We start from the raw sequence: 26,100 nt of genomic DNA on the forward strand, positions 1-26,100 counted from the left end.
GTTAAACGCGCTCGATCGCGAGCGCGATCCCCTGCCCCACGCCGATGCACATCGTGCACAGGGCAAAGCGGCCGCCGGTCCGCTCCAGCTGGTAAGTGGCCGCGGTGACGAGCCGCGCGCCGCTCATCCCGAGCGGATGACCGAGCGCGATCGCGCCGCCGTTCGGATTCACGCGCGGGTCGTCGTCGCGCAGGCCAAGCAGGCGCAGCACGGCGAGGCCCTGCGACGCGAACGCTTCGTTCAATTCGATCACGTCGAACTGGTCCAGCGTCATGCCCGTCTGCGCCAGCAGCTTCTGCACGGCGGGTGCCGGGCCGATGCCCATCACGCGCGGCGCCACGCCGGCCGTCGCCATGCCGACGATGCGGGCGCGCGGTCTCAAGCCGTACTGCGCCGCCGCCTCGGCATTCGCCAGCAGCAGCGCGCAGGCGCCGTCGTTCACGCCCGAGGCGTTGCCGGCCGTGACCGTGCCGTCCGGCCGCACGACCGGTTTCAGCTTCGCCAGCGCTTCCAGGCTCGTCTCGCGCGGGTGCTCGTCCTTGGCGAAGCGGATGGGATCCCCTTTCTTCTGCGGGATCAGCACGGGCACGATCTCCTGCTCGAACGTGCCGTCCTGCTGCGCACGCGCGGCCTTGGCCTGGCTCGCGAGCGCGAACGCATCCTGGTCCGCGCGCGAGATCTTGTAATCGTCCGCCACGTTCTCCGCCGTCTCCGGCATCGCATCCGTGCCGTACAGCTTGTGCATCAGCGGGTTCGGGAAGCGCCAGCCGATCGTCGTGTCGTAGATGTTCGCGCTGCGGGAGAACGCGGATTCCGCCTTGCCCATCACGAACGGCGCGCGCGTCATCGATTCCACGCCGCCTGCGATCATCAAACGGGCCTCGCCGCTCTTGATGGCGCGCGCGGCGCTGCCGACGGCGTCCAGGCCCGAGCCGCACAGGCGGTTCACGGTGGAACCGGGGACCTCTTGCGGCAGGCCGGCCAGCAGCGCGGCCATGCGCGCGACATTGCGGTTGTCCTCGCCGGCCTGGTTGGCGCAGCCGTAGATCACGTCGTCGATGGCGGACCAGTCGACGTCCGGATTGCGGCGCATCAGTTCGCGGATGGGGATGGCGCCCAGGTCGTCCGCGCGCACGTCCTTCAACGCGCCGCCGTAGCGGCCGACGGGGGTGCGGATGGCGTCGACGATGAATGCGTCGGTCATGTTCATTCTCCTGTTATTCAAGGGGCGCCAGCAGCGGCGCGGCGGTGACGGCCTGCAGGTCGGCCAGCGTGATGCCGGGCGCCATCTCGCGCACGCGCAGGCCCTCGGGCGTCACGTCCAGCACGGCCAGGTCGGTGTAGATGCGGCTGACGCACCCGATGCCCGTCAGCGGATACGTGCAGCGCTCGACGATCTTGCTTTCTCCCGTCTTCGTCTGGTGTTCCATCATGACGAACACCTGCTTCGCGCCGATCGCGAGATCCATGGCGCCGCCGACGGCGGGAATCGCATCCGGCGCGCCCGTGTGCCAGTTGGCCAGGTCGCCCGTGTGCGACACCTGGAAGGCGCCCAGCACGCAGATGTCCAGGTGGCCGCCGCGCATCATCGCGAACGAGTCCGCGTGGTGGAAATAGGCGCCGCCCGTCAGCAGCGTCACCGGCTGCTTGCCGGCGTTGATCAGGTCTTCGTCTTCCTCGCCGGGAGCGGGCGCCGATCCCATGCCGAGCAGGCCGTTCTCGCTGTGCAGGAAGATTTCCTTCTCCTGCGGCAAGTAGTTGGCGACCTTCGTGGGCAGGCCGATGCCCAGGTTGACGTAGGCGCCTTCCGGGATGTCCTGCGCCACGCGCGCGGCCATCTGGTCGCGGGTGTATCGGGTGTTCATGCTGCCTCCTTGACGACGCGCTGGACGAAGATGCCGGGGGTGACGATCGCTTCCGGATCGAGTTCACCGAGCGGCACGATCTCGGCGACCTGCGCGATGGTGGTCTTCGCGGCCATGGCCATGATCGGGCCGAAGTTGCGGGCCGTCTTGCGGTACACGAGATTGCCCCAGCGGTCGCCGCGCAGCGCCTTGATCAGCGCGAAATCGGCGTGGATGGGCGTCTCGAACACGTAGTTGCGGCCATTGATGACACGGGTCTCCTTGCCCTCGGCCAGCAGGGTGCCGTAGCCAGTGGGCGTGAAGAAGCCGCCGATGCCGGCGCCCGCGGCGCGGATGCGCTCCGCCAGGTTGCCCTGCGGCGTCAGCTCCAGCTCGATCCCGCCGGCGCGGTACAGCGCGTCGAAATGCCAGGAATCGGACTGGCGCGGGAACGAGCACACGATCTTCTTCACGCGCTTTTCCTTGATGAGGGCGGCCAGGCCCGTGTCGCCGTTGCCGGCGTTGTTGTTCACGATGGTCAGCTCGCGGGCGCCGTGGGCGATCAGCGCGTCGATGAGCGCGGACGGCATGCCGGCGTTGCCGAAACCGCCGATCATGACGGTGGCGCCGTCGTGGATGTCGGCCACGGCCCGCTCCAGCGAGTCACAGGTTTTGTCGATCATGGGTTGTCACCTTGTCTCTAATGTGCGATTATCGAACACATGCTCGTCTACCGCACAAAAAGTGTACGCCCGCGCCACGCCGGCCGTCAAGCGCTTCCTGACAACCCGTCCCCATCGATTAGAATTCCGCCATGTCATCCACACCCTCGACCCCAGCCGCCCCGCTCACCATCGCGGAAGAAATCGACGCCCTCGCCGATCCCGACTTCATGACGTCGCTCGCGCGCGGCCTCGCCGTGCTGCGCGCATTCGCCGACTCGCGCAAGCCGCAGACCATCGCCCAGATCAGCCAGCAGACCGGCATCCCGCGCGCGGCCGTGCGCCGCTGCCTGCACACGCTGCGGCAGCTCGGCTACGTGGACGCGGAACTGAACAATTTCAGCCTGCGGCCGAAGGTGTTGACGTTGGGGTATTCGTATTTATCGTCGACGCCGCTGACGGCCGCCGCGCAGCCATGCCTGAACGGCGTCAGCAAGGCGCTGGGCGAATCGAGCTCGCTCGCCGTGCTGGAAGAAGACCAGGTGCTGTATGTGGCGCGCGCGGCGACGTCGCGCGTGATGTCGGTGTCGCTGTCCGCCGGCAGCCGCCTGCCGGCGTATTGCAGCTCGCTGGGCCGCGTGCTGCTCGCGCACCTCCCGCCGGACGAGCTGGACGCGTACCTGGCGCACACCACGCTGACGCCCAAGACGGAGCGCACCGTGACGGATCCGGCCACGCTGCGCGAGATCCTCGCGCAGGTGCGGCGCGACGGTTACGCCGTCAACAACGAGGAACTGGAACTGGGATTGCGCTCGATCGCCGTGCCGGTGCGCGGCGCGTCGGGCAAGGTGCTGGCGGCGCTGAACGTGGGTGCGCACGCGGCGCGCGTGACGCCGGAACGCATGGTGGAAGAGTTCCTGCCCGTGCTGCGCCAGGGCGCGCAGGAACTCGCGATGCTGCTGCCCTGACGGCTGTCAGAAACCGTCGACGGCCGCCGCGTAGTGCGTGACGACGGGCGCGCCGTCGAAGCAGTGGCCCACGAGGCGGCGCCATTCCTGGAAATCGTCGCTCTCGCGGAAGTGGACCATGTGGTCCTCGACCGTGTTCCAGTCCACGAGCAGGCGGTAGGCGCGCGGGTTCTCCACGCCCCGCTGCAGGCGCATGCCGGTACACCCGCGCGCCCGCTGGAACAGCGGCGCTGCGGCGCGCACGCCCGCTTCGAATTGTTCTTCCATGCCGGCCTTGACGAGGATTTCAGCGCTTTCGACGACCATATGCTTCCTTTCGATGGTTGAGGGATGCACCGATTATGCCACCGCGCGCGCCGTCTCGATGGCATTGAAGCTGAACGGCGCCATCGGCAGCTCGGCATTGGTCGGCAGGCCGCGCGCGACTTCCAGCATGACGCCGCGCAGCCAGATGTGGCACGGGTCGTTTTCCTGGAAGCGGTGCCATTGCAGGCATTCCGCCAGCGGCGGCAGGTCGTACGGCAGCGGCAGCACGCGGATCGGCAGCCGCCGCGCGCACGCGAGCGCAAGGCGCGTGTGCATCGTCGCGACGAGATCCGTGCCGACGAGCGCCGTCGCCATGCTGTAGAAATCGCTGGTGATCACGCGGATGCGGCGCTTGACGCCCAGTGCCTGGAGCAGAAGCTCTTCCATCGTCGGCGAGCGCGGACGGCCCAGCATCGGCGCGATGTGGGACAGGCGCTCGTACGTGCCGGCGTCGAGGACGTCGCCCACCTGCGTATTGCCCTCCCAGATCACGGCGCAGTAATGGTCTTCGAACAGCGTGCGCTGCGGATGCTCGGGGTCGAGGAAGTTGCGCGGGATGATGAGGAAGTCGTTCTCGCCGCGGCGCAGCTTTTCCGCCGCGTCGTCCGCGAGCGGCACCAGTTCCAGCGTCATGTTGGGCGCGTCACGCAGCACGCGCGCCACCACCTGGTTCAGGAAGACCTCGGTCGCATAATCGGACACCATGATCTTCATGCAGCGCGTCTCGCGCGCCGGATCGAAAGACACGCGGATGCCGACCGTCGCGTGCACGTGCAGGATCAGGTCGCGCACCGGCCCGACGAGCTGGCGCCCCAGCACCGTCAGTTCCATGTTGCGGCCGACGGCGGCCAATAAATCGTCTTCGAAGAATTCGCGCAGGCGCGCCAGCATGCCGCTCATCGCGGATTGGCTGACGTTCACGCGGGCCGCCGCGCGGGTGATGTTCTGTTCCTCCAGCAGCGCGTCGAGCGCCAGCAGCAGGTTCAGGTCCAGGCGGTTGAAACGCATCGGTTGTCTCCTTGTTATCGTATGGCTCGTGCGGCCGTTTGATCCTTTACTTTATGGAGTTTTCATGCGGCTGTCACGCACAAAGGCCAGCAAGGGCGCGGCCAGCGCGTCGTCGCCGCTGTTGATCGCGTAGACCTGGCTGAGGTGATTGTGGTTCGCGACGACCCCGATGCGCGGCTGGAAACCGTGGCGCGTGACGAGCCGCGCGAACAACTCGCCCGCCTGCGCCTGCATCTGGATCGGGTCCAGTTCCGCATACGTGATCGCGAGCGGGAACGGCGCCGCATCGACCAGCTCCACGGTCGACATCGCGCGGTACGCCGCGAAGTCCGTCCCGAAGTAGGCTTCGTTGCGCGGGTCCGGCGTCGCGATGCCCAGCTGCGCGCGTGCCAGGTATTCCAGTTCCGCGTTGTACACGCCGGACGCGAGAAACGCGCCCGCGATCTTCAAACCCTCGGGCGGATGGAAACGGGAGATGAGCGTCGCAGCCGCCACGTGTGCCGCCCCGGCCGATTCTCCCGCGAGCACGATGTGATCGGGATCGCCGCCGTACTGCGCGATGTTGGCCCGCGCCCACGCGAGCGCGGATGCCGCGTCCTCGGCCCCGGCCGGCCAGCGGTGGCGCGGCCCGAGACGGTAATTCGGCAGTACCGCCACCACGCCATGCCGTGAAAAATAATGGCCGACGGCTTCCCGGTCGGCCTTGTCGCCGCGGATGAAGCCCCCGCCGTGCAGGAACACGACGACGGGCACCGGCCCGCCCGCGCCGACGGCCGGGTATACGTCCAGCCGATGGCGCTCCTCCACGCCGTAGACGACGTCGCGCACGGGTTCCGCGCCGCGCGGCATGCCTTCCAGCAGCGGTGCATACAGCGCCTTCGCGGCCGGCGGATCGATCACGGGGCCGGCCGCGCGGACCGCGCGCAGGATCTCCAGATGCTTGTCGCTCAACGTCATTCGACCTCCTTACAGCGCGGCCAGCGCCGGATCCTTGTGGAAGCGCCCATCCTTCATGATGGCGCGCAGGCGCTTGCGGTCCTGCAGGATCGTCACGTCCTGCGTCGGATCGCCGTCGACGAGCAGCAGGTCGGCAAGGAAGCCGGGCTTCACCTGTCCCAGCTCGTCGCCCATGCCCATCAGCTCGCCGCCCAGCAGGGTCGCGGCGGACAGCGCCTCTTCCGGCGTGTACCCCAGCAGGTTCACGAACAGTTCCAGGTCGCGCGCGTTGCGGCCGTTCGGGTTGAACGGGAAGCCGTAGTCGCCGCCCGGCAGCACGCGCAGGCCGCGCCGGCGCAGTTCCGGCACGAGCTTTCTCTGCAGCTCCAGCACCTCGGCCGCGCTTTTCTTCATGTGGCTCATGTCGAAGTGCGGCGGCGGCGCGGCGTCCAGGGTCGCCTGGATGATGCCGATGGCCGGCGCGATGAAGACGTCGTCGCGGCGCGCTTCCAGCATGTCCAGCGCTTCCTCGTCCGCGTACGTGCAGTGGTACAGCACGCGAAAGCCCGCGCGCAGCCCCATCTTGACGGCGTCGGACGCCTGCGCATGGCACGCGAGCCACACGCCCGATTCGCGCGCCTGCTCGCCGGCCGCATCGGCTTCTTCCTGCGTGTACATCAGCTGTTGCGATGCGCCCGGTTTCAGCGCATCCTCGCCGGACAGCAGGAACTTGACGGACTTGGCGCCGATGGAGGCGCAGTCCTTTACGAAGGCGCGCACGGCGTCGGGCCCGCGGCCGTGCTCCGCGACCTTGCCGGGATCGAGTTCCTCGATGGTCGGGGGTTCGCGCTCGATCGACGACGCGACGAGGCGCGGCCCCGGCATGCCGCCGCTCGTGATGAAGGTGTTCAGCACCGTCTCGACCGTCTTGCTCAGCGCACCCGCCGAATAGGCGCTCGTGAAGCCATGGTCGAGCAGGATGCGCGCGTTGCGGGCCGTCGTCAGCACGAGGTCTTCCGGCGGCAGCGCCATGCCGGGCACGAAGCGCTCGACGGAGCTGGGCCACGACAGATGCGCATGCGCCTCGACGAGGCCGGGCATCAATGTGCTGCCCCGCCCGTCGATCACGCGGTCGCCGGCCAGCGCCGTGATGCCGCGCGTGCCGTCCGCCACCTCGACGATGCGGTTGACTTCCACGCGCACCGCGCCGGTCCCCGGGCGCATCTGGCTGCCGTCGAAGATCCTTACGTTTTCAAAAATGATACCGCCCACGTTGTGTCTCCCTGTAGTTCATTCGATAGGCCTAGCGTAGCGGCCGGACCCCATCCGGCCAAAGCCCATTTTGGCGATACCTGCTATCGCCCTTTCACGCCGCGATGCCGTTCGCCCGCGCGATCTGCCCGAGCACGCGGGCGCTCGGTTTCACCGTGCGCTTCATCGTCGCGCGGTCCACGGCAATGAGGCCGTAATGCGGGCCATAGCCGAAGATCCACTCGAAGTTGTCCAGCAGCGACCAATGGATGTAGCTCTTCACGGGAATGCCGTCCTTCAGGCAGTTCGCGACGCCGCCCACGGCCGAGCGGATGTACGCGATGCGCTGGCTGTCGTCGTCCGTCGACATGCCGTTTTCCGTCACGTAGATCGGCACCTTCACGTGCTGCGCCGTGTAGCGGATCGTGGCCTCCAGCGCCTGCGGGTAGTACTCCATGTGCGCCGACGTGAACGTCGCATCCTTGGGCGGCGGCCGCACGCCGTCGGGCCCGATCAATTCGCGCGTATAAGTCTGCACGCCGATGAAATCGCCGTGCTCCGCGATCGCGCGGAACCACGGCTCGTATGCGATGGCGCGCTTGCGGTCACGCATGGCCTCGCCGCCGTCGACGGCCTGGTCGTCCGCGATCGCGATCGAGAAGCCGACGGGCAGTTGCGGGCGCACGGCCTTGATGGCCTGGTACGCAGCCGCATGGCCCTTCAGCAGGCCAGCCTCGATCGTCGCGAAATCGCCGAAGATCCACGACGACCATTTACCCGTGCCCGCCAGCTGGCCGGCCTTCGCCAGCATTTCCTTCATGCGCGGGTTGTCGGCCATGCCGGACAGCGGACCCGGAATGCCGAACAACAGGCGCGGCAGGTTCGGTTCGTTGAACGTCGTCGCATAGTCGATCAGGTCGCCCAGGTGGCGCGCGACCTTGTCGCAATAGCGTGCATACAGCTGCGCGGAATCGTCCGCTTCCCAGCCGCCGCGCGCCGCGAACCACGCGGGCGTGACGAAGTGATTGAAGCTCACCATCGCCTTCACCTTGTGCCTGCGGCAGGACAGCAGCACGTCGCGGTAATGCTCAAGCGCCGCCACCGAGAACATGCCCTCCACAGGTTCCACGCGCGCCCACTCGACCGAGAAGCGGAACGTGTTCAGGCCGAGGCTCGCCAGGGTCGCGATGTCCCGGTCGTACAGGCGGTAGTGGTCGACGGCGGCGCCCGACGGCTCCTTGAACTCCGTCGGCTGGATGTTTTCCAGCAGCCAGGCGTCGCTCGCGACGTTATCGCCCTCCGCCTGGTGGCCTGCAATCGCGGCGCCCCACAGGAAGCCTTTGGGGAACGTTCCCCGCGAGGCAGCGGCGTGCGCGGCGGCCGGCAGCAGCGCGGCGCCGGCGAGTGCCGTGCCCAGTCCCAGGATGGTGCGGCGGCGTGCATCGTGATTCATGTTGTCTCCTTTGTTATGTGTTATTGCAACGTGTCGGTCAGCCCGGCCACGAGGTCGTACAGTCCCTGACCGTCGTCGGCCACGCCATAGACGTAGTGATCGGGCCGGACGACGGCCGCATGGCAGCCGTGGCGCGCGAACCAGCGCGCGAGCACGCCATCCAGTTCGTCGGCCTGCATGCGGTGCGGTCCGCTCGAGAAGCCGGCGGCATCGGACGGCATGCTGATCAACATGCCGATCCGCTCCGCGAGCGCCAGCAGGCCGGACGGCAGCTGCGCCGTGCGCAGGTCCGTCACGATGCGCCAGCCGGTGCCCGCCAGTTCGTCCAGCAGCGCCGGGCCGGCGGGTCCGTTCACGCGCGGCTGGGGGAACAGCGTGCCCGTGCCCGCGCGGCCGCCGGACGCCAGCAGGCCCTCCACCAGCGGCGGGATGATGTCTTGCCGCGGCACGGTGCGGATGGCGCCGCCGGCCGCGTCGATCAGGGCCAGGTCGCGGGCCTGGGCGCGCGCGGGATCGCGTTCGCAGATGACGGCGCCGATTTCCTTGATGCGCGTGGTAAGCCGGCGCACGTGTTCGCGCCGCTCCACCGTGTAGGTATCGAGCAGGCTGTCCGGCGCTTCACCGCCCAGCACGGCGCGCAGCTTCCACGTGAGGTTGACGACATCGCGCACGCCCTGGCACATGCCCTGTCCCAGGAACGGCGGCTGCTGGTGCGCGGCGTCGCCCGCGATGAATACGCGGCCCACCCGCCACTCCCGCGCCACGAGCGCGTGGAAGCGGTAGCTGGCCTGGCGCCACAGGGCCGCGTCGTCCGGGCCGATCCACCGCCGCAGCACGCTCCACGCACCCTCCTCGGTCGCCATGTAGGCGGGATCCTCGCCCGGCAGAAGCGAGATTTCCCAGCGCCGGTGGTTGCCCGGCCCGATCACGTACGTGCACGGACGCGCCGGTTCGCAATACTGCACGCTGGTCGCCGGCAGCCTGGCCAGCCCCTTCTCGTTGACCTGCGCGTCGACGACGAGCCACGGTTCGTCGAACTCCAGGTCTTCCAGCGTGATGCCGACGGCGTCGCGCACGGCGCTCGACGCGCCGTCGCAGCCGATCACGTAGCGGGCGCGCACCGCACCCGCGTCGAAGTGGACGGTGGCGCCCTCCGCATCCTGCTCGACGCCGGTGAAGCGCCGGCCCAGTACGACGTCGACGGCGGGCAGCGCCTGCACGTGGCGCCGCAGCGCCGCCTCCACGGGCGGCTGGGTGAACACCATCGATGGCGTGTGGCCCAGCGGGTATGGCGGTTCGACGGTGGCGAGCCGCTTGATCAGGCGCCCGTCGGCGCCGTAGTACTCGGACGGCGTGAACGGCTCGCAGTGCGGCGACACGGCACCCGCCAGGCCCAGGTTCTGGAACACGCGCATGATCTCGTGGTCGAGGGCGATGGCGCGCGGTTTCGGGTAGACCTCGTCGGTGCGGTCGACGACGAGCGTCCGCACGCCGGCCTGGCCCAGCAGCGCCGCGGCGACGGCGCCGGATGGGCCGAAACCGACCACGACGACGTCATAGTCGCCGTTCATGGCTGCTCGTCCTCGATCGTGTTGACGAGCAGGCCCACGCCTTCGATCTCGACCTCGATCGTGTCGCCGGCCTTCATCCACACGGGCGGCGTGCGCGACTGGCCGACGCCGGCCGGCGTGCCCATCGCGATCACGTCGCCCGGCTCCAGGGTCAGGCATTCCGTCAGTAGCGCGATGGTCTCGGCCACGTCCCAGATCATGTCCTTCGTGTTCGCGTACTGCATGACCTGGCCGTTCAGGCGCGACTGGATCGACAGGCCCACGCCGCCGGCCGGCAGTTCGTCGGCGGAGACGAGCACGGGGCCCAGCGCGCCCGTGCGGTCGAAGTTCTTCCCGATGGTCCACTGCGGCGTGCGTTTCTGGTAATCGCGCACGGAGATGTCGTTGAAGCACGCATAGCCGAACACGTAGTCCAGCGCATCCTCGCGCCTGACGTGGCGCGCGCGCTTGCCGATCACGACGGCCAGCTCGGCCTCGTAGTCGAACTTCTCCGACACGCGCGGGCGCGGCGACGCTTCGCCGTGCGCCAGCAACGACGTCGTCCCGCGCAGGAAGAACCACGGGTACACGGGCTTCTCGCGGCCGCTCTCGGCGGCGTGGTCGTAGTAGTTCAGGCCCAGGCAGACGGTCTTGCCGGGTTCCGGCACGACGGGCGCCAGCGCGGCGCCTGCCAGCGGCCGGCGCCCGGCGGTCGAATCGAGCGCGCGGCGACCGGCGGCGACGAGGTCCACGCCGTCCGCGAGCGCGGCGCGTACGTCGGCGGGAACCTCCGGCACGGCGCGGTTGATATCGACGATCTGGTCGCCGTCGACGACGGCCAGGCGGTTTTCTTTACCGTTGCGGTAGGTGACGAATTTCACTGCTGCTCCTTACTGTTCGATGAAACGGATGGTTTTCTGCGCCTGCTTGATGCGCTCCGACGGCGGCTGCGACACGCCCCACTGGTCGAAGCGGCCCGGCGGCCACTGCCAGTCGGAAGGCCCGCCGACCCGGTAGGTATCGTCGACCTGCAAAACGTCGGCCGTGTATTCGATGACGAAATCGTCCGGCCCGACGAAGTAGGCGAAGACGTTGTTGCCGGGACCGTGGCGGCCGACGCCCCACTCGATGGGCCAGCCGGCGTCGCGCATGCGGCCGGCGCCGCGCATGACGGCGTCCAGGTCCGGCATGACGAAGGCGATGTGGTTCAGCGTGTCCGCATTGCTGTCCGCGAGCGCGATGCTGTGGTGGTCGCTGTTGCAGCGCATGAAGGCCATGACCTTCGTGCGGTCGGACAGGCGGAACCCGAGCGCCTCTTCGTAAAAGCGCTGGGCCGCGGCCACGTCCGCGCTGTTGAACACGACGTGCGTGATGCGGCTCGGCGCATCGGCGTGCGACCGCGCATCGTGACGTTCGTCGCCGTGCACGAAGCGCAGGATGCGGCCCTGCGGATCGGCGATGGTGACGGCAGTGCCGCCGCCCGGCTCGTCGACGGCGGCAGGTTCGGACAGCAAGCGGCCCCCCGCGGCCGGGGTGCGTGCCGCGATGGCATCGAGATCGGCGCGCGTCGCCACGCTGAACGTCACGTGGCGGACGTCCGGCCTGACGCTGCGGTGCAGCGCGAGGATGTGGTGAAACGGTCCGGCGCCGCGCAGGTAGACGGCATCCTCCGTCTTCGCGACGGTCTCCAGACGCCAGGTATCGTTGTAGAAGCGCTCGGCGGCATCGAGGTCGGTGACGCCGATGGCGATGCTGCGCAGCTGGCCGGCGGGTGATGCGGGCATGTTGACTCCTTATTCGAGCCCGAGGAACCGGGCGGCGTTACGGGTGACGAGTTGGGCGCGCACGTCCGCGTCGCCGACTGCCGCGGCGATGCTGTCGACGGGGCGCGCGTCGTGGAAAGCGAACGGGTAGTCGGTGCCTATCATCAGCTGCGATGCACCGAAGCGGTCGACCAGGTGCCGCAAGGCAGGCGCGTCGAACACGAGCGTGTCGTAGAACAGCCTGCGCGCCTGCGTCGACGGACTCTCCGGCATCGCATCGGCCAGCGCCGGAAACACCTGGCGTGCCTGTTCCAGGCGCGGCAACAGCGACGCGAGCGTGCCGCCGCCGTGGCTGAACGCCATTTTCAAATCCGGAATGCGGCCGATCAGGTTCGAGGTCAGCACGGAGGCGGCGGCCAGGCCCACGTCGGTCGGATACGCCAGCGCGGGCAGCAGCTTGTCCGGGCCGACGAGGCGGTCGGCGCCGGCCGGCTTCAACGCATGCACGAACACCGCGACGCCCTTGTCCGCGCAGGCCGCGAAGAACGGTACAAATTCCGGGCTGCCGATCGCCTTGCCGTTGACATTGCTGCCCACTTCGATGGCCTTGAAGCCCAGCTTGTCCGCGACGTGGTCCAGCTCCGCCAGCGCGAGGTCGAGGTCCTGCAGCGGCACGGCGCCCATGCCGACGAGGCGCCCTCCCGACAGCGCGGCCATGTTCGCGATCTGTTCGTTCATGTAGCGCAGCAGCTGGGCCGCGGCGTTGGGCTCCATCCAGTACGACAGCAGTTCCGGCATCGGCGAGATGGCCTGCACGGCGAGCCCCATCGGGTCCATGTCCTCGATGCGGCGGCTGGCACTCCACGCGCGCTCGGACACGGTCCGGTACACGCTGCCCTGGATGATCACGTGGCGGTGGCACGCATGCGCCGGCGCCATCGACGGCCAGTCGGACGGCAAGCGGTTGCCCACGTAGCGCGGCAAGTCGTGCGGAATCACGTGGGCATGCACGTCGATCCCGCACGCGCAGCCGGCCGTATGGTCGTGCGCCACGCTCATGCGGCCACCAGGCCCGCCGCGTTCACGCCCGCCGCGCAGATGGCCTCGTCCTGGGCGCCCGTGCCGCCGCTGGCGCCGACGGCGCCCAGCAGGGTGCCGTCCGCCGCCCGGATCGCGACGGCGCCGGCCTGCGGGATGAATTTCCCCTGGCTGGACGAGGCCAGCGCGTTGAAGAACACGGGATTGTCTTGCGCGCGCTGGTGCAGCACACGGCTGGCGACGCCCATGCCGGCGGCCGCGTAGGCCTTGCCGATGGCGATGTCGACGCGCAGCGGCGTGGCGCCGTCCTCGCGCTGCAGGGCGACGGTGTGGCCGGACGCGTCCAGCACCGCGACGGCCACCGGCGGCAAGCCGTCGGCGCGCGCGGCCGCGACCGCGGCGGCGAGGATCGCGCTCGCCTGCGCCAGGGTGAGTGGATTGGATGGGTTCATATTGCCTCCTTCAGTGATGGGTGGGCGCGGCTCGCCACCAGGGCGAAGCAGAGCGTGGCGGCGGCGCCGACCAGGATGGCCAGCAGCGCCTGGCCGCCGAAGCCGGCGCGCATCGCGACCGAGCCGGCCAGCGCGGGACCGATCGCGGAACCGGTCATCATCATCGCGGGCGTCGAGGCCAGCGCGCGGCCGCTCGGGTCCAGCCGGGCGATCAGCCCGAACAGAAAGGTGTGGGTGAAGATCAGCACGGCCGGGTAGATGGCGCCGGCCAGCGCATACGGCAGGAAGTCGGCGGACAGCGTGACGACGAGCGCCAGCGCGGCCTGCAGCGGCGCGGCGACGATGGCCACCCGCACGGGATTGAGGCGCTTCTGCAGCATGCCGGCGACGGCGGCCGGCAGCAGGTTGACGAGGCCGCACACGACGAGCACGCCGTTCACCTTGTCCTGCCCGAAGCCGCGCAGCACGCCGATGCGGTCCAGCATGCTGAACGTGAGCGCCTGGTTCAGCGCCAGGCAGCCCACGCCGAGGATCGCGCACCAGGCCGCGCGGGGCAGCGGCGCCGCCGACGGCGCGCGAGCGCCGATCGCAACATTCGGAAAACCGAAAGCACACGCCAGCGCCGCCGCACCCATCAGGCCGGCGAACACGAGGAACAGTGCGGGCCCGCCATGCGCGGCGACGGCAGGTGGCACGGCGGCATAGAAGATCACCGCACCGATGCCCAGCGCCGTCCCGGCCATGGCGAACAGCCGGTGCGGATTGGCGCTGCGCCCGATGGTGCCGTGCGTGACCGACAAAGCGGTGCCCGTCGCGATGCCGGCGACGAGGTGCAGCGCGGCGAGCGCGCCGAAACCGGCCACCCGCGACGCGGCGAGAAAGGCCAGCGCCGCGACGGCGTAGCCGCCGAATGCGCAGGCGGCGCGCGGCAACCTTATATAGAGCGGCGCCGCCACGAGGCTCGCGCCGACCGCGCCCAGCAGGAACGCAGTGACGATCATGCCCGCGTGTTCAAGATCGAAACCGTGATGCTGGGCGAGCGTGCCGACCCACACGGGCAACGCGACCAGGTCGACCATGCCGGCGAAATGGCACAGCATGAGCGCGGCGCGGCCGCGGCCCGCCTCGGGGGAAGTGTGCATGGGATGTCTCCTCGCTTTTTTTTGTATGAAAACGATAGCAGCGCGCGGAGGCATCCCGAAGACCAGAGTTTCGATAGGACGTATCAGCGAATCCGATCGATCAGCCATTTGATCATCACCCGCCAACGTCGATAGCAGGTATCACGGAATACGGCTTTGGATTGGCCAAGGACCGTACCTATACTCGATTCGCCTGAATACAACATGGCCGGCATCGACTGGCCACACTAGGAGACAACATGCACGCATCCCGCACCACCTCGGCGATCGGTTCGCTGACCATCCTGTCCATGAGCCTGGCCGCGATCTGGAATCCGGCCCACGCCCAGACCGGCGACAGCGGCGCCAGCCCGGACGCCGCGGCGAAGATCGAGAAAGGCATCGAGACCGTCGTCGTCACCGCGCAAAAGCGCAGCCAGAGCATCAAGGAAGTCCCCGTGGCCATCACGGTCGTCAACGCCGCGCAGCTGGAGCGTGCCGGCGTCAAGGACATCGGCGACCTCGCCAAGACGGCGGCATCGCTGGAGTTCGGCGACCAGCAGACCGGCGGCGCCGGCGGCAGCGCGTCGATCCGCGGCATCGGCACCGCCGTGTTCACCCTGTCGGCCGAAAGCTCGGTCGGCGTCGTCGTCGACGGCGTGCCGCTGGGCGCTACCGCCAGCGGCCTGATGCTGGACATGGCCCGCGTCGAAGTGCTGCGCGGCCCGCAGGGCACGCTGTTCGGCAAGAATGCGTCGGCCGGGGTACTGAACATGGCGACGCAGGCGCCGATCATCGGCGACAGCGGCGGCAACGTGCAGCTGGAATTCAAGGGCGATCACGGTGCGGCCGTGCGCGCCACGGGCAACGTCCCGCTGAACGACATCTCCGCGCTGCGCATCTCCGGCATCGCCGAGCGCAACAAGGGCGTCTACCACAACGTGCTGACCGGCGAGGACAGCGTCACGAACAACGGCGGCGCGCGCATCCGCTACCTGCTCAAGCCGAACCGCGACGTGGCCGTCAACCTGATCGCGGACGCGTCGAACACGCGCAGCGAGAACGCCGTGTTCTTCGCCCCGTCCGTCGCCTACGCCACCAACACGGCGGGCAACCACCAGCCGGCCGCCGAATTCGCTGCCTGCGGCGTGACCGTCTCGAAGACGAACAACCAGGTCTGTTCGGACGGCGAGGAACTGACGCGCGCCCAGGTGCGCGGCTTCTCGGGTCAGGTCGACTGGACACTGGCCAGCGGCGACACGCTGACGTCGATCACGGCCTACCGCACGCGCAAGCAGGGCCCGGAAAGCGTCAATATCGGCATGTCGACGTCGTACGACAAGGTGTCCAACCACGATCCGTACAAGAATGCGCGCCAGGTCTCGCAGGAGCTGCGCATCGCATCGCCCGGCAAGCAGACGCTCGACTACGTGGCGGGCCTGTTCTATGCCGACTCCACCAACGACAAGAACGCCAACGTGCTGATCGAACCGAATCCCGCGCTGCCGTCGCCGCCGGTACCCCGCTCGATCGCCACCAACAACCTGCAGTATGCGAACCTGACGACGAAGGCGGTGTTCGGCCAGGCCACGTACCGCCTGACCGATTCGACGAACGTCATCGCCGGCCTGCGCTATACCCGCGACAGCGTGTCGTCGCGATTCACGCAGAGCAGCGTCGTGAGCTTCCAGGGCTTCGCGCTGCCGGCAACCGTCAAGTCGGCCAGCGGCAGCGCGAGCGAGTCGAACGTGTCGGGCAAGCTGGGGCTGCAGCACACGCTCACGAAGGACGCGAATCTCTACGCCACCGTCAGCCGCGGCTACAAGGGTCCGCAGATCGACAACGACACGCCCGTCAACCAGGCCAGCGCCTCGGGCACGTTCGCCGGTTACATCGTCAAGCCGGAACTGCCGACGAGTGTCGAGATCGGCTCCAAGATGTCGTTCCTGAACCGCCGCCTGGACGTGGACGTCGCCGCGTTCCACACGAAGATCAAGGATTTCCAGGAGCAGAACTGCACCCTGACGGCCGTCGGCGCTCTCTCCTGCATCCCGCTGAACGTGCCGAGCGTGACGAGCAAGGGTGTCGAGGCCGACATCCGCGCGCGTCCGCTGCCGGAACTGCAGCTGGGTCTATCGGTCGCGATGATCCTCGACACCGCGTACCCGGGCGGCTTCACGTTCGACAACACCAACGTCGGCGGCCAGCGCCTGCTGTACTCGCCGCGCAACAAGGCGACGCTGAACGGCGATTACAGCTGGACGCTGCCGGGCGACTATGAACTCAAGCTGGGCGGCGACATCGTCTACAAGAGCCGCGTGCGGCTCTGCAATTCGCTCGACGCCGAATGCGCTTACGGCGGCCATTCCACCGCGTCGCTGCGCGTCGCGCTGCGTTCCCCTGACGACAAATGGGGCATCGAGGTGTACGACCGCAACCTGGGCGACAAGCGCGTACCGAACGCCATCATCTACCCGCTGCCCGGCAAGGGCGCGGGCTCCGGCTTCGCCTACAGCCTCGGCGAGAATTCGTTCCGCCGCGTCGGCGTGACGCTGGACTACCGTTTCTGACCGCATGATGTCCCGCGCGGCCGCGACGCCTGGCGTCCGGCCGCGTTCCCATTGATGGAAGACCCACGACGAACCACGCCATGTCCGCACACATTCAACCCCTGCGCCTGATTGCCGCCGCCGCCGCCCTCGCCTGCCTGTCCGCACCCGCATGGGCGGCCGCCGACCCGGTCGCATCCGGCTTCGACAATCCCCCGCAAAGCGCCCGCCCCCGCGTGTGGTGGCACTGGCTGAACGGGAACATCACCAAGGACGGCATCGCGAAGGACATCGACTGGATGGCAAAGTCGGGCCTCGGCGGCCTGCAGAATTTCGACGCCGAGATGATGACGCCCCAACTGGTGCCGAAGCGCCTGCCGTACATGAGTCCCGAATGGGCGGACGCGTTCCGCTTCGCCGCGCAGGAGGCGGAACGCCACGGCCTGGAATTCGGCATCGCCGCGTCGCCCGGCTGGAGCGAGACGGGCGGCCCGTGGGTACGGCCCGAGGACGGCATGAAGAAGCTGGTGTGGAGCGAAACCACCGTCGACGGCGGCAAGCCGCTGGCGGCGCCCCTGCCCGCCGCGCCGCGCACGACGGGACCGTTCCAGGATCTGTTCGTCCAGCCGGACATCATGGGCCAGCGGCCGAGCCCCGAGGCGCTCGCGCGCACGGGCGGCGACATCGCCGTCTACGCGTATCCGGTCGGCGCAGCCGCACTCCCGCCCCCCGCCATCCGCGCCGGCGACCTGGCCCTCGACGCGCGCAAGCTGGCGGCGGCGACCGAAGAGGCTGCGGCCGAACTCGCGGCGCCCACGGCCGACCGCCCGGTCATCGTCACGCTGGACTATCCGGCACCGCAGACCATCCGCTCGGCCACGATCTTCGCGCCGGGCGCGGGGTCGATGTTCGAGGGCTCGGCGTACCAGGCCGTGCTGGAAGCGAGCGCGGACGGGACGCGCTGGCGCAAGGTCGCGGACCTGGCGCTGGCCGGCGTGCCCGCCAGCGCGGGTTTCGCCCCGGTGACGGCGGCCCGTTTCCGCGTCGTGGTCAGCGCGAAGCCGCCCGTGCCGAACCCCCAGTTCATGCCCGTGGCGGGCGCCGACACGGGGCCGTTCGGTGCGATCGGCCAGGCCAAGGGACTGCGCCTCGCGCAACTGGTCCTGTCGGGCGAGCCGAAGGTCAACCAGTTCGAGGCCAAGGCCGGCTTCGCGACCGCCGACGACTATTTCGCGCTGGACGCGGGTCTCGACCCGGGCGAAGCCGGCGTCGACCCGGCCGCCATCGTCGACCTCACCGGCAAGGTGCGCGCCGCCGGCACGCTGAACTGGACGCCGCCGCCCGGCACCTGGAAGATCGTGCGCCTCGCGTGGTCGCTCACGGGGACCGAAAACCACCCGGCCACGAAGGAAGCGACGGGCCTCGAGGTCGACAAGTACGACGGCGACGCGGTGCGACGCTACCTGGACACCTATCTGGCAAAGTACGAGCAGGCGGCCGGCAAGGACCTCGTCGGCGCGCATGGCGTGCGCGCCATCGTGACGGACTCGATCGAAGTCGGGTCGTCGAATTGGACGCCGCGCCTGCTGGAGCAGTTCCAGCGCCTGCGCCGCTACGACGCGCGCCCGTGGCTGCCGGCGCTGACGGGCGTCGTCATCGGCACCCGTGCCCGCACGGACGCCTTCCTGTACGACTGGCGCCGCACCCTCGCCGACCTGATGGCCGGCGAACACTATGGCACGGTGGCCGCCGTCGCGCGCGAACGCGGCCTGAAGGTGTACGGCGAAGCGCTGGAAAGCGCGCGCGTCACGCTGGGCGACGACATGGCGATGCGCAGCCATGCGAACGTGCCGATGGCCGCGATGTGGACGTATCGCCCCGAGTTCGGCCCGAACCCGACCGCGATCGCCGACATGCGCGGCGCCGCCTCGGTGTCGCACATCTATGGCCAGAACCTCGTCGCCGCGGAGTCCATGACGAGCGCGATGTCACCGTGGGCGTTCGCGCCGAGCGACCTGCGCCCGATGATCGACATGGAATTCGCCAGCGGCGTGAACCTCCCGGTCATCCACACGTCGGTGCACCAGCCGCTGGACGACGACCGGAAGCCCGGCCTGTCGCTGGCCATCTTCGGCCAGTATTTCAACCGCAACGAGACCTGGGCCGGCATGGCGCGGCCATGGGTCGACTACATGGCGCGCAGCAGCTGGATGCTGCAGCAGGGCCGTTTCCATGCGGACGTCGCCTATTTCTACGGCGAGGAAGCGCCGCTCGTCGCACTGTACAGGCACGGCCAGCCGGCGGACGCGCCGCGCCGCTACGCCTACGACTTCGTCAACGCGGACGCCCTGGTGCAGCGGCTGTCGGTGAAGGACGGCGACCTCGTGTCGGCCAGCGGCGCGCGCTACCGCGTGCTGTACCTGGGCGGGTCGAGCGCGCGCATGACCGTCGCCACCTTGCGCCGGCTGCACGCGCTGGCGGCGCAGGGGGCGACGATCGTGGGCACCGCGCCCGTCGCCACGCCCGGCCTGGCCGACGATCCGGCCGCGTTCGCGTCGCTCGTCAGGCAGATGTGGAGCGGCGCGCCCGTCACCCGCGTCGGCAAGGGCCGCGTGGTGGCCGGCCGCGACGTCGAAGCCGCGCTGGCGCAGGCCGGCCGGAAGCCGGACTTCAGCATCCAGGGCACCGATACGCCGCTGCTGTTCGTCCACCGCAAGCTGGCCGACGGCGACGTGTACTTCGTCACCAACCGTTCCGGCAAGGCCGTCAACACGGAAGCCCGCTTCAACGTGCGCGGCAAGGCGGCCGAATTCTGGCATGCGGACACGGGCCGTGCCGAACCCGCGAGTTATCGTACGGACCAGGGCGCGACCGTCGTGCCGCTGGCGCTGGGCGCGAACGATTCCGTGTTCGTCGTGTTCCGCCGGCCGGCCGCGGCGCCGGCCGTCACCGTCAAGGTCCCGTCGTGGTCCGAGGCCGCCGCGCTGGCCGGCGACTGGGCGATCCGCTTCGACGGCCTCGCGGCACCGGCCGCGGTCACGCACGGCGCGACCGGGTCGCTCGCCGCCAGCGCCGATCCGCAAGTCAGGTACTTCTCGGGGACGTCGGTCTATACGCACACCTTCACGCTGCCGGCTGGGGTGACGCCGGGCACGCCGATGAAGCTCGACCTGGGCCGGGTCGGCGACGTGGCCGAAGTCCTCGTCAACGGCAAGCCCGCGGGCATTGCGTGGAAGCCGCCGTACGAGGTCGACGTGGGTTCGCTCGTCGTCGCCGGCGCCAACACGGTGGAGGTGCGGGTCGCCAACCTGTGGGTGAACCGCCTGATCGGCGACGCCCAGCCGGGCGCCACGAAGGTCACGTTCACGGCCGCGCCCACGTACAAGGCCGACGCGCCGCTGCGGCCGTCCGGCCTGATCGGGCCCGTCACGCTGAAGGTGCGCCAATGAAGCGGCGCCACCTGCTGGGCTGCCTCGCGGCCCTGCCGCTCGCGCAGGCCCTGGGCCGGCCGGGCATCGTCCAGCGTCCTCTGGCCCGCGTCATCGTCGACAACGACTTCGCCGGCGATCCGGACGGCCTCGTCGCCCTGGCGCACCAGTTGCTGGCACCGGCGACGCGCACCGTGCTCGTGACGGCGTCCGCGCTGGCCCCCAGGCTGGCGCGCATGGCCGGTCTCGATCCGGAGCGCACGGCACAGGACGGGGCGCGGCGCGCACGCGCGCTGCTGCGGCTGGCCGGGCCCGGCCTGCGTCCGCCGGTCGTGGCGGACGGCGCCGCGCAGGCGATCGTCGACGCGGCCCTGCGCGACGATCCGCTGCCGCTCGTCCTCGCGTGCGGCGGTCCGCTGACGAACGTGGCGGCCGCGCTGCGCCTGCAGCCGGCGATCGCGGCACGCATGCGTCTTGTCTGGATCGGCGGGACGGCTGCCGGGGACGACGGCGCCGAGTACAACCTGGCGACCGACGTCGCCGCGGCCCGCTTCGTGCTCGAGGAAACACGGATTCCGGTCCTGCAGATCCCCTCAGAGGAATACCGGCGCTTCCAGGTATCGGTCGCGACCCTGAATGCCGAGGTCGCGCCGCTGTCGCCGCTCGCGCGCTGGCTCGTCAACCAGTACCGCCACCTGCCGCCGTTCGTGCGCCTCGGCGGCACGCTGACGTTCGGCGACAGTCCCCTCGTTACCGCGACGGCGTTCGATCCCGCCGCGACGCCCTTCATCACGCGCACGGTCGGGGGCCGCGAGATCCGCATGGCGCATTCGCTCGACCCGCAACTCAACTTCGCCGATTTCACCGCCCTGCTGCGCGCGCACGCAAGACGCGCCTGACGACAACGACAAGGAGACGACATGCACCGTTCCACCCCGATCCGCAGTGTCTGCGCGGCCGCCCTCATGCTGCTCGCGGCCGGCGCGCACGCTAGGGACACGCCCCGCAAGTCCGGCCTCGACGACTTCGTGCGCATGGCGCAAGCCAATCCGCCGCGGCCGGCCCCCACCCCGTCCATCCCGCCGATTCCCCTGTCCGCCGCCGGCTCGCGTGCGACCGACATGTGGGAAACCATGTTCGGCCAGACGACCCTGCGCAACGTGACGCAGCCGGCACTGTATCCGGTGCTGCCGCCGCCCGGCCAGGCCAACGGTACGGCGCTGGTGATCGCGCCCGGCGGGGCCTTCCTCAGCCTGTCGTTCGACAACGAAGGCCTGCTCGTGGCGCGCCGGCTTGCGGAACGCGGCGTCACCTGCTTCGTGCTGGCATACCGGCTCGACCCGACGCCGCAGGATCCAGCCGCTTTCATGCAGGCCGTCGCGAAACGCTTCGGCGGCATCGCGCAACATGGCAAGGACAGCGCCATCGATACGCCGGCCGTGGCGCAGGCGCAGGACGACGGGCTCGCCGCGCTGCGCTGGGTGCGCGCGCATGCGGCCGACTACGGGATCGATACGAAGCGTATCGGCATGGTCGGTTTTTCGGCCGGCGGCCGCGTGACAATGGACGTCGCCACTGCCTACGATGCCGCCAGCCGTCCCGATTTCATCGGCGTGATCTACGGCAGTGCTTCGAAGCGCCCGGTACCCGGCGACGCACCGCCCGTATTTCTCGCGGTCGCGGCAGACGACGGCCTGCGCGGCCAGGCCAGCATCCCGATCTTCGAGGACTGGCGCGCGGCCGGCAAATCCGCCGAGCTGCACGTGTACGCGGCCGGGGACCACGGCTTCGGCATGCGCCGCATGGGCACGACGTCGGACCACTGGATCGAGCATTTCGTCCAGTGGATGCAGGTGTCGAAGCTGGTGCCGCAATGAAGACCGCGATGCTTCGCCTTCCTGTTGCGGTCCGCGCTATCGCGCTGGCCGCCCTGCTGGCCTGCGAGGGCGGAGCGAGCGGCGCGGCCGCCGGCGACGCCGCCCGCCGCACGACGCCGTTGACCGAGCGCTGGAAATTCGTGCAGGACGATGCAAGGACCGACGCGGCCGCCGTCGCCGCGGACGGCACCGGCTGGACATCCGTCGTCCTGCCGCACACGTGGAATCGGTCCGACGCCGCGAGTACGGCGCAGACCGGCCCGGACAGCAAGCCCTACAAGCGCGGGCGCGGCTGGTATCGCCTCGAATTCGAACGGAACACCGCACCCGCGAACGCCTGGCTGCAATTCGACGGCGCGAGCATCGTTGCCGACGTGTGGCTGAACGGCAGCTACCTCGGCCGCCACCGAGGCGCGTTCACGGCGTTCCGCTTCGACGTCACCGGCAAGCTCGCCGCCGGACGCAACGTCCTGCTGGTCAAGGTCGACAACAGCACGCCGCTGCACGGCGACGATCCGACTGCCGTCGCGCCGCTGGGCGGCGACTTCAACATGGCGGGGGGCCTGTACCGCGGCGTGTCCCTGATCGAAACGCCTGCGCGCGCGCACCTCGCGCTGGGCAACCACGGCGCCGGCGGCGTGTATGCCGACACGATCACGCTCTCGCCAGCCCGCGCACGGCTGCGCGTGCGCGCCGACGTCGAGGACGACCGAACGCAGCGCACCGGCCTGACACTGCGCGCTGCCCTGGTCGACACGGCCGGCCGGACCGTGGCGGCGGCACGCCGGACGGTGCCCGCAGCTGCGCACGCCCGCGCCGAGCTGACGCTGGACGTCGCCCGCCCCCATGTGTGGCAGGGCGTGGACGATCCCTATCTGTACCGCCTCCGCGTCGACCTGGTCGATGACGCCGGCCGCCTGCTCGACCGGGTCGAACAGCCGTTCGGCATCCGCCAATACCGCTTCGACGCGCAGGCCGGCCTGTTCCTGAACGGCCGCCCGCTGCGCCTGCACGGCGTGAACCTGCACCAGGACTGGCAGGACAAGGCCTGGGCCATCGGACCACGCGAGATCGACGCCTCCCTGGCCCTCGTGCGCGAGATGGGCGCGAATGCCGTCCGGCTGGCCCACTACCCGCATGCCGCCCACGCCTACGACGAGGCCGACCGGCTCGGTCTCGTCGTGTGGTCGGAGCTGCCCTTCGTCGAACGCAGCCTGACGCCGGCGGACTGCAAGGCGGGCGCACCCATCCCGCCGGCCTTCCTCGACAATCTCGACGAGCAACTGCGCGAGATGGTGCGCCAGCAGTACAACCACCCCGGCATCGCCATGTGGTCGATCGCCAACGAAGTCGCGATGGGCGGCACGTGCCGCGGCGCCGACACCGTGACGCCGGTCCTGCGCCGCCTGCACGCGCTGGCGAAGCAGGAGGACCCGGGCCGCCCGACGACGCTCGCGGACTTCAACGAGGATTATCCGATCGTCGGCCCGATGTTCCCGGTGCTGCCGACCGGCGGCATCACCGACATCTGGGCCGTGAACCGCTACCACCTGTGGTACTACCCCGGCGGCGGCGCTGCGTTCGGCGCGGCGCTCGACCGTTTCCACGCGAAGTATCCGGCGCAGCCCCTCGGCGTGTCCGAATACGGCGCCGGCGCGGCCCTGTCGCACCAGACCGACAACCCGCTCGGCGGCCTGGTGGGCAGCATGGACATGCACGGCCGCACCCGCGTCGTCTGGCAGCCGGAGGGCTACGCGAGCCATGTGCACGAGCAGATCTACGCGGCGCTGGCCAGGCGCGACTACCTGTGGGGCACGTTCGTCTGGTCGATGTTCGATTTCGGCTCCGGCACCCGCCACGAAGGCGACATCGGCGGCACCAACACGAAAGGCCTCGTCACCTTCGACCGCGCGACGCGCAAGGACCCGTTCTGGTTCTACAAGGCCAACTGGAGCTCCGCGCCCGTCACGTACATCACGGGGCGCCGCTATACGGAGCGCGCCTACCGCACGACCGACGTGCGCGTCTATTCGAATGCCGCTACCGTCCATCTGCTGCTGAACGGCCGCGCGATCGGTACGCGCGCCGCGGCCGACTGCCCGCAGCGCACCTGCGTGTTCGCGCACGTCACGCTGGACGAAGGGACCAACCGGCTGGAAGCCCGCGGCATGCACGGCGGCGCCACCGTCGTCGACACGGTGCAGTGGACGCTGGCGCCGGACAATGCGCGCAACGTCTACCTGGCGGCGGGCCAGATCGCCACCGGGCTCGTGTCGGCGTCCGGCCACCGTTACGGATCGGACAACTTTTTCACAGGCGGCCAGGGGACGCCGCTGGAACTCGATTCGCCCTACGGCCCCCGCTTCGGCGTACGGGTCGCGAACGTCGCCGATGCGCGCGATGCCGCGCTGTGGGCGGCGGTACGGCATGGCACGTTCGGCTACCGCATTCCGCTGCCGGATGGCCGCTACCGCGTCCGGCTGGGTTTCCTCGAGCCGGACCGCGAGGCGCAGCCGGGCGCGCGACGATTCCGCGTGGACGCCGGCGGCACGACGCGGATCGCCGACCTGGACATCGTGGCGGCGGCGGGCGCCCCCGCGACGGCGATCGAGCGCGCGTTCGACGTCGAGGTGACGGACGGCAGCCTGCGGCTCGACTTCGTGCCGGCGGCCGGCGAGGCCGTGCTGTCGAACCTCGCGATCGAGCGCCTGTGAACGTACGCGGCCGTCAGAACGCCCCGACGTAGTTCTCCGCCAGCGCCGTCGACAGCGCGCGCGAGCTCACGACGTTTTCGAGCTCCGCGCGCTGCACCTCGCGCTGGAACGGCGACGCATCCGCGAACGTGTGCAGCATGCTCGTCATCCACCACGAGAAGTACTCGGCGCGCCAGATGCGTTTCAGCGCGTCGTCCGTGTAGCGGTCCAGCAGTTCGGCGCTGCCCCGGCGGTAGAACGCGTCCAGGCCGGCCGCCAGCAGGCGCACGTCGGACACCGCGAGGTTCATGCCCTTGGCGCCCGTCGGCGGCACGATGTGGGCGGCGTCGCCGGCCAGGAACAACCGGCCCGACTGCATCGGCGTCGAGACGAAGCTGCGCATCGCGACGATATTCTTCTGGAAGATCTTCCCTTCCGTGACCTGCCAGCCGTCGCGGTTTTCCAGGCGCGCATGCAGCTCGGCCCAGATGCGGTCGTCCGACCAGTTGTCGACGTTGTCCTTCGGGTCGCACTGGAAGTACATGCGCTGGACCGTCGGCGAGCGCGTGCTGACGAGGGCGAAGCCCCGTTCGTGGCGCGCATAGATCAGTTCCGGGGCCGACGGCGGCGCCTCGACGAGGATGCCGAACCAGCCGAACGGGTACACGCGCTGGTAATCGTTGCGGCCCTCCTGCGGCAGCGCGGGACGCGTCACGCCGTGGAAGCCGTCGCAGCCGGCGATGAAGTCGGCGTCGATGCGTTCTTCCGCGCCGTCGCGCGTGAACGTGACGTGCGGGCGGTCCGTGTCGACGCCGTGCAGCGCCACGTCGCGCACGCCGAACAGCATCCGCGCGCCGGCCTCAAGGCGGGCGGCGACGAGGTCCTTGATCACTTCGTGCTGGGCGTAGACGGTGATCGCCTTGCCCGTCAGTTCCGTCAGGTCGATGCGGTGGCGGCGGCCGTCGAACGCGAGTTCGAAGCCGTGGTGCAGCGCACCCTCAGCGCGCATGCGGGCGCCGACGCCCGTCTCGTTGAGGATGTCCATCGTGCCCTGCTCCAGCACGCCGGCGCGGATCGTCGACTCGATCTCGTCGCGCGAACGGGTTTCGAGCACGACCGATTCGATGCCCTGCAGGTGCAGCAGATGGGACAGCAACAGTCCGGCCGGGCCGGCGCCGATGATGGCGACCTGGGTACGCAT

Annotated in this window: 21 protein-coding genes; 6 read left to right on the forward strand and 15 right to left on the reverse strand. The window is 69.6% G+C overall.

What is annotated here, in order from left to right:
- Position 1 precedes the first annotated feature (1 nt).
- The 3 genes from pcaF to QPK29_RS00780 are packed head-to-tail and all read right to left on the reverse strand — an operon-like array spanning position 2 to position 2,527.
- The gene (gene pcaF / locus QPK29_RS00770) at positions 2 to 1,204 is read right to left on the reverse strand and encodes a 3-oxoadipyl-CoA thiolase (RefSeq protein WP_371769303.1); all 1,203 of its coding nucleotides are present in this window, start codon (positions 1,202 to 1,204) and stop codon (positions 2 to 4) included.
- A gap of 13 nt (positions 1,205 to 1,217) precedes the next feature.
- Positions 1,218 to 1,865 carry a CoA transferase subunit B gene (locus tag QPK29_RS00775; protein WP_371769304.1) on the reverse strand — a complete coding sequence of 216 codons (648 nt, stop codon included), beginning with the start codon at positions 1,863 to 1,865 and terminating at the stop codon, positions 1,218 to 1,220.
- Positions 1,862 to 2,527 (reverse strand): 3-oxoacid CoA-transferase subunit A, encoded by a 666-nt coding sequence (locus tag QPK29_RS00780; protein ID WP_056125379.1) that lies wholly within the window; start codon positions 2,525 to 2,527, stop codon positions 1,862 to 1,864. Before QPK29_RS00780 ends, QPK29_RS00775 begins: the two co-directional genes overlap by 4 nt.
- A gap of 131 nt (positions 2,528 to 2,658) precedes the next feature.
- On the opposite strand from QPK29_RS00780, the gene QPK29_RS00785 reads away from it, so the two are divergent.
- On the forward strand, positions 2,659 to 3,474 hold the full coding sequence (locus QPK29_RS00785; RefSeq protein ID WP_371769305.1) for an IclR family transcriptional regulator domain-containing protein: 816 nt from the start codon (positions 2,659 to 2,661) through the stop codon (positions 3,472 to 3,474).
- Between the two features lie 6 nt (positions 3,475 to 3,480).
- Here the strand turns inward: QPK29_RS00785 and QPK29_RS00790 are convergent, their stop codons facing one another.
- The 11 genes from QPK29_RS00790 to QPK29_RS00840 form a co-directional block, all read right to left on the reverse strand.
- Positions 3,481 to 3,780: an antibiotic biosynthesis monooxygenase family protein gene (locus QPK29_RS00790; protein ID WP_056125375.1), complete on the reverse strand. Its 300-nt coding sequence runs from the start codon at positions 3,778 to 3,780 to the stop codon at positions 3,481 to 3,483.
- A 33-nt stretch (positions 3,781 to 3,813) separates the two neighbouring features.
- Complete coding sequence (locus QPK29_RS00795) at positions 3,814 to 4,788, reverse strand: LysR family transcriptional regulator (protein WP_082577497.1); 975 nt, start codon at positions 4,786 to 4,788, stop codon at positions 3,814 to 3,816.
- Between the two features lie 51 nt (positions 4,789 to 4,839).
- A complete protein-coding gene (locus QPK29_RS00800; RefSeq protein WP_371769306.1) occupies positions 4,840 to 5,745 on the reverse strand; it encodes an alpha/beta hydrolase in 906 nt (301 codons plus the stop codon).
- 9 nt (positions 5,746 to 5,754) lie between these two features.
- A complete protein-coding gene (locus QPK29_RS00805; protein WP_371769307.1) occupies positions 5,755 to 6,996 on the reverse strand; it encodes an amidohydrolase family protein in 1,242 nt (413 codons plus the stop codon).
- 94 nt (positions 6,997 to 7,090) lie between these two features.
- Positions 7,091 to 8,428: a glycoside hydrolase family 1 protein gene (locus QPK29_RS00810; protein WP_371769308.1), complete on the reverse strand. Its 1,338-nt coding sequence runs from the start codon at positions 8,426 to 8,428 to the stop codon at positions 7,091 to 7,093.
- A 20-nt stretch (positions 8,429 to 8,448) separates the two neighbouring features.
- Complete coding sequence (locus tag QPK29_RS00815; RefSeq protein ID WP_371769309.1) at positions 8,449 to 9,999, reverse strand: bifunctional 3-(3-hydroxy-phenyl)propionate/3-hydroxycinnamic acid hydroxylase; 1,551 nt, start codon at positions 9,997 to 9,999, stop codon at positions 8,449 to 8,451.
- Positions 9,996 to 10,859 carry a fumarylacetoacetate hydrolase family protein gene (locus QPK29_RS00820; protein ID WP_371769310.1) on the reverse strand — a complete coding sequence of 288 codons (864 nt, stop codon included), beginning with the start codon at positions 10,857 to 10,859 and terminating at the stop codon, positions 9,996 to 9,998. Before QPK29_RS00820 ends, QPK29_RS00815 begins: the two co-directional genes overlap by 4 nt.
- Positions 10,860 to 10,868: 9 nt before the next feature.
- Positions 10,869 to 11,762 carry a VOC family protein gene (locus QPK29_RS00825; RefSeq protein WP_371769311.1) on the reverse strand — a complete coding sequence of 298 codons (894 nt, stop codon included), beginning with the start codon at positions 11,760 to 11,762 and terminating at the stop codon, positions 10,869 to 10,871.
- Between the two features lie 9 nt (positions 11,763 to 11,771).
- A complete protein-coding gene (locus QPK29_RS00830; protein ID WP_371769312.1) occupies positions 11,772 to 12,800 on the reverse strand; it encodes an amidohydrolase family protein in 1,029 nt (342 codons plus the stop codon).
- Complete coding sequence (locus QPK29_RS00835; protein ID WP_371764569.1) at positions 12,797 to 13,231, reverse strand: GlcG/HbpS family heme-binding protein; 435 nt, start codon at positions 13,229 to 13,231, stop codon at positions 12,797 to 12,799. Before QPK29_RS00835 ends, QPK29_RS00830 begins: the two co-directional genes overlap by 4 nt.
- The gene (locus tag QPK29_RS00840; protein ID WP_371769313.1) at positions 13,228 to 14,373 is read right to left on the reverse strand and encodes an MFS transporter; all 1,146 of its coding nucleotides are present in this window, start codon (positions 14,371 to 14,373) and stop codon (positions 13,228 to 13,230) included. The genes QPK29_RS00835 and QPK29_RS00840 overlap by 4 nt, the downstream gene beginning before the upstream one ends.
- 239 nt (positions 14,374 to 14,612) lie before the next feature.
- Here QPK29_RS00840 and QPK29_RS00845 point away from each other — a divergent pair, with 239 nt between their 5' ends.
- From QPK29_RS00845 to QPK29_RS00865, 5 genes are all read left to right on the forward strand, one after another.
- Positions 14,613 to 16,922, forward strand: a complete 2,310-nt coding sequence (locus tag QPK29_RS00845) for a TonB-dependent receptor (protein WP_371769314.1) — start codon at positions 14,613 to 14,615, stop codon at positions 16,920 to 16,922.
- Between the two features lie 80 nt (positions 16,923 to 17,002).
- Positions 17,003 to 20,350, forward strand: coding sequence for a glycosyl hydrolase (locus tag QPK29_RS00850; RefSeq protein ID WP_371769315.1), 3,348 nt, complete (start codon positions 17,003 to 17,005; stop codon positions 20,348 to 20,350).
- Positions 20,347 to 21,228, forward strand: a complete 882-nt coding sequence (locus QPK29_RS00855; protein WP_371769316.1) for a nucleoside hydrolase — start codon at positions 20,347 to 20,349, stop codon at positions 21,226 to 21,228. Before QPK29_RS00850 ends, QPK29_RS00855 begins: the two co-directional genes overlap by 4 nt.
- Positions 21,229 to 21,249: 21 nt before the next feature.
- On the forward strand, positions 21,250 to 22,206 hold the full coding sequence (locus QPK29_RS00860; RefSeq protein WP_371769317.1) for an alpha/beta hydrolase: 957 nt from the start codon (positions 21,250 to 21,252) through the stop codon (positions 22,204 to 22,206).
- A gap of 8 nt (positions 22,207 to 22,214) precedes the next feature.
- Positions 22,215 to 24,920 (forward strand): glycoside hydrolase family 2 TIM barrel-domain containing protein, encoded by a 2,706-nt coding sequence (locus QPK29_RS00865; protein WP_371769318.1) that lies wholly within the window; start codon positions 22,215 to 22,217, stop codon positions 24,918 to 24,920.
- Between the two features lie 13 nt (positions 24,921 to 24,933).
- Here QPK29_RS00865 and QPK29_RS00870 read toward each other — a convergent pair whose 3' ends face one another.
- Positions 24,934 to 26,100: a 4-hydroxybenzoate 3-monooxygenase gene (locus QPK29_RS00870; protein WP_160408073.1), complete on the reverse strand. Its 1,167-nt coding sequence runs from the start codon at positions 26,098 to 26,100 to the stop codon at positions 24,934 to 24,936.

It is taken from the genome of Massilia orientalis, from assembly GCF_030411975.2.
GTDB lineage: Bacteria > Pseudomonadota > Gammaproteobacteria > Burkholderiales > Burkholderiaceae_D > Telluria > Telluria orientalis.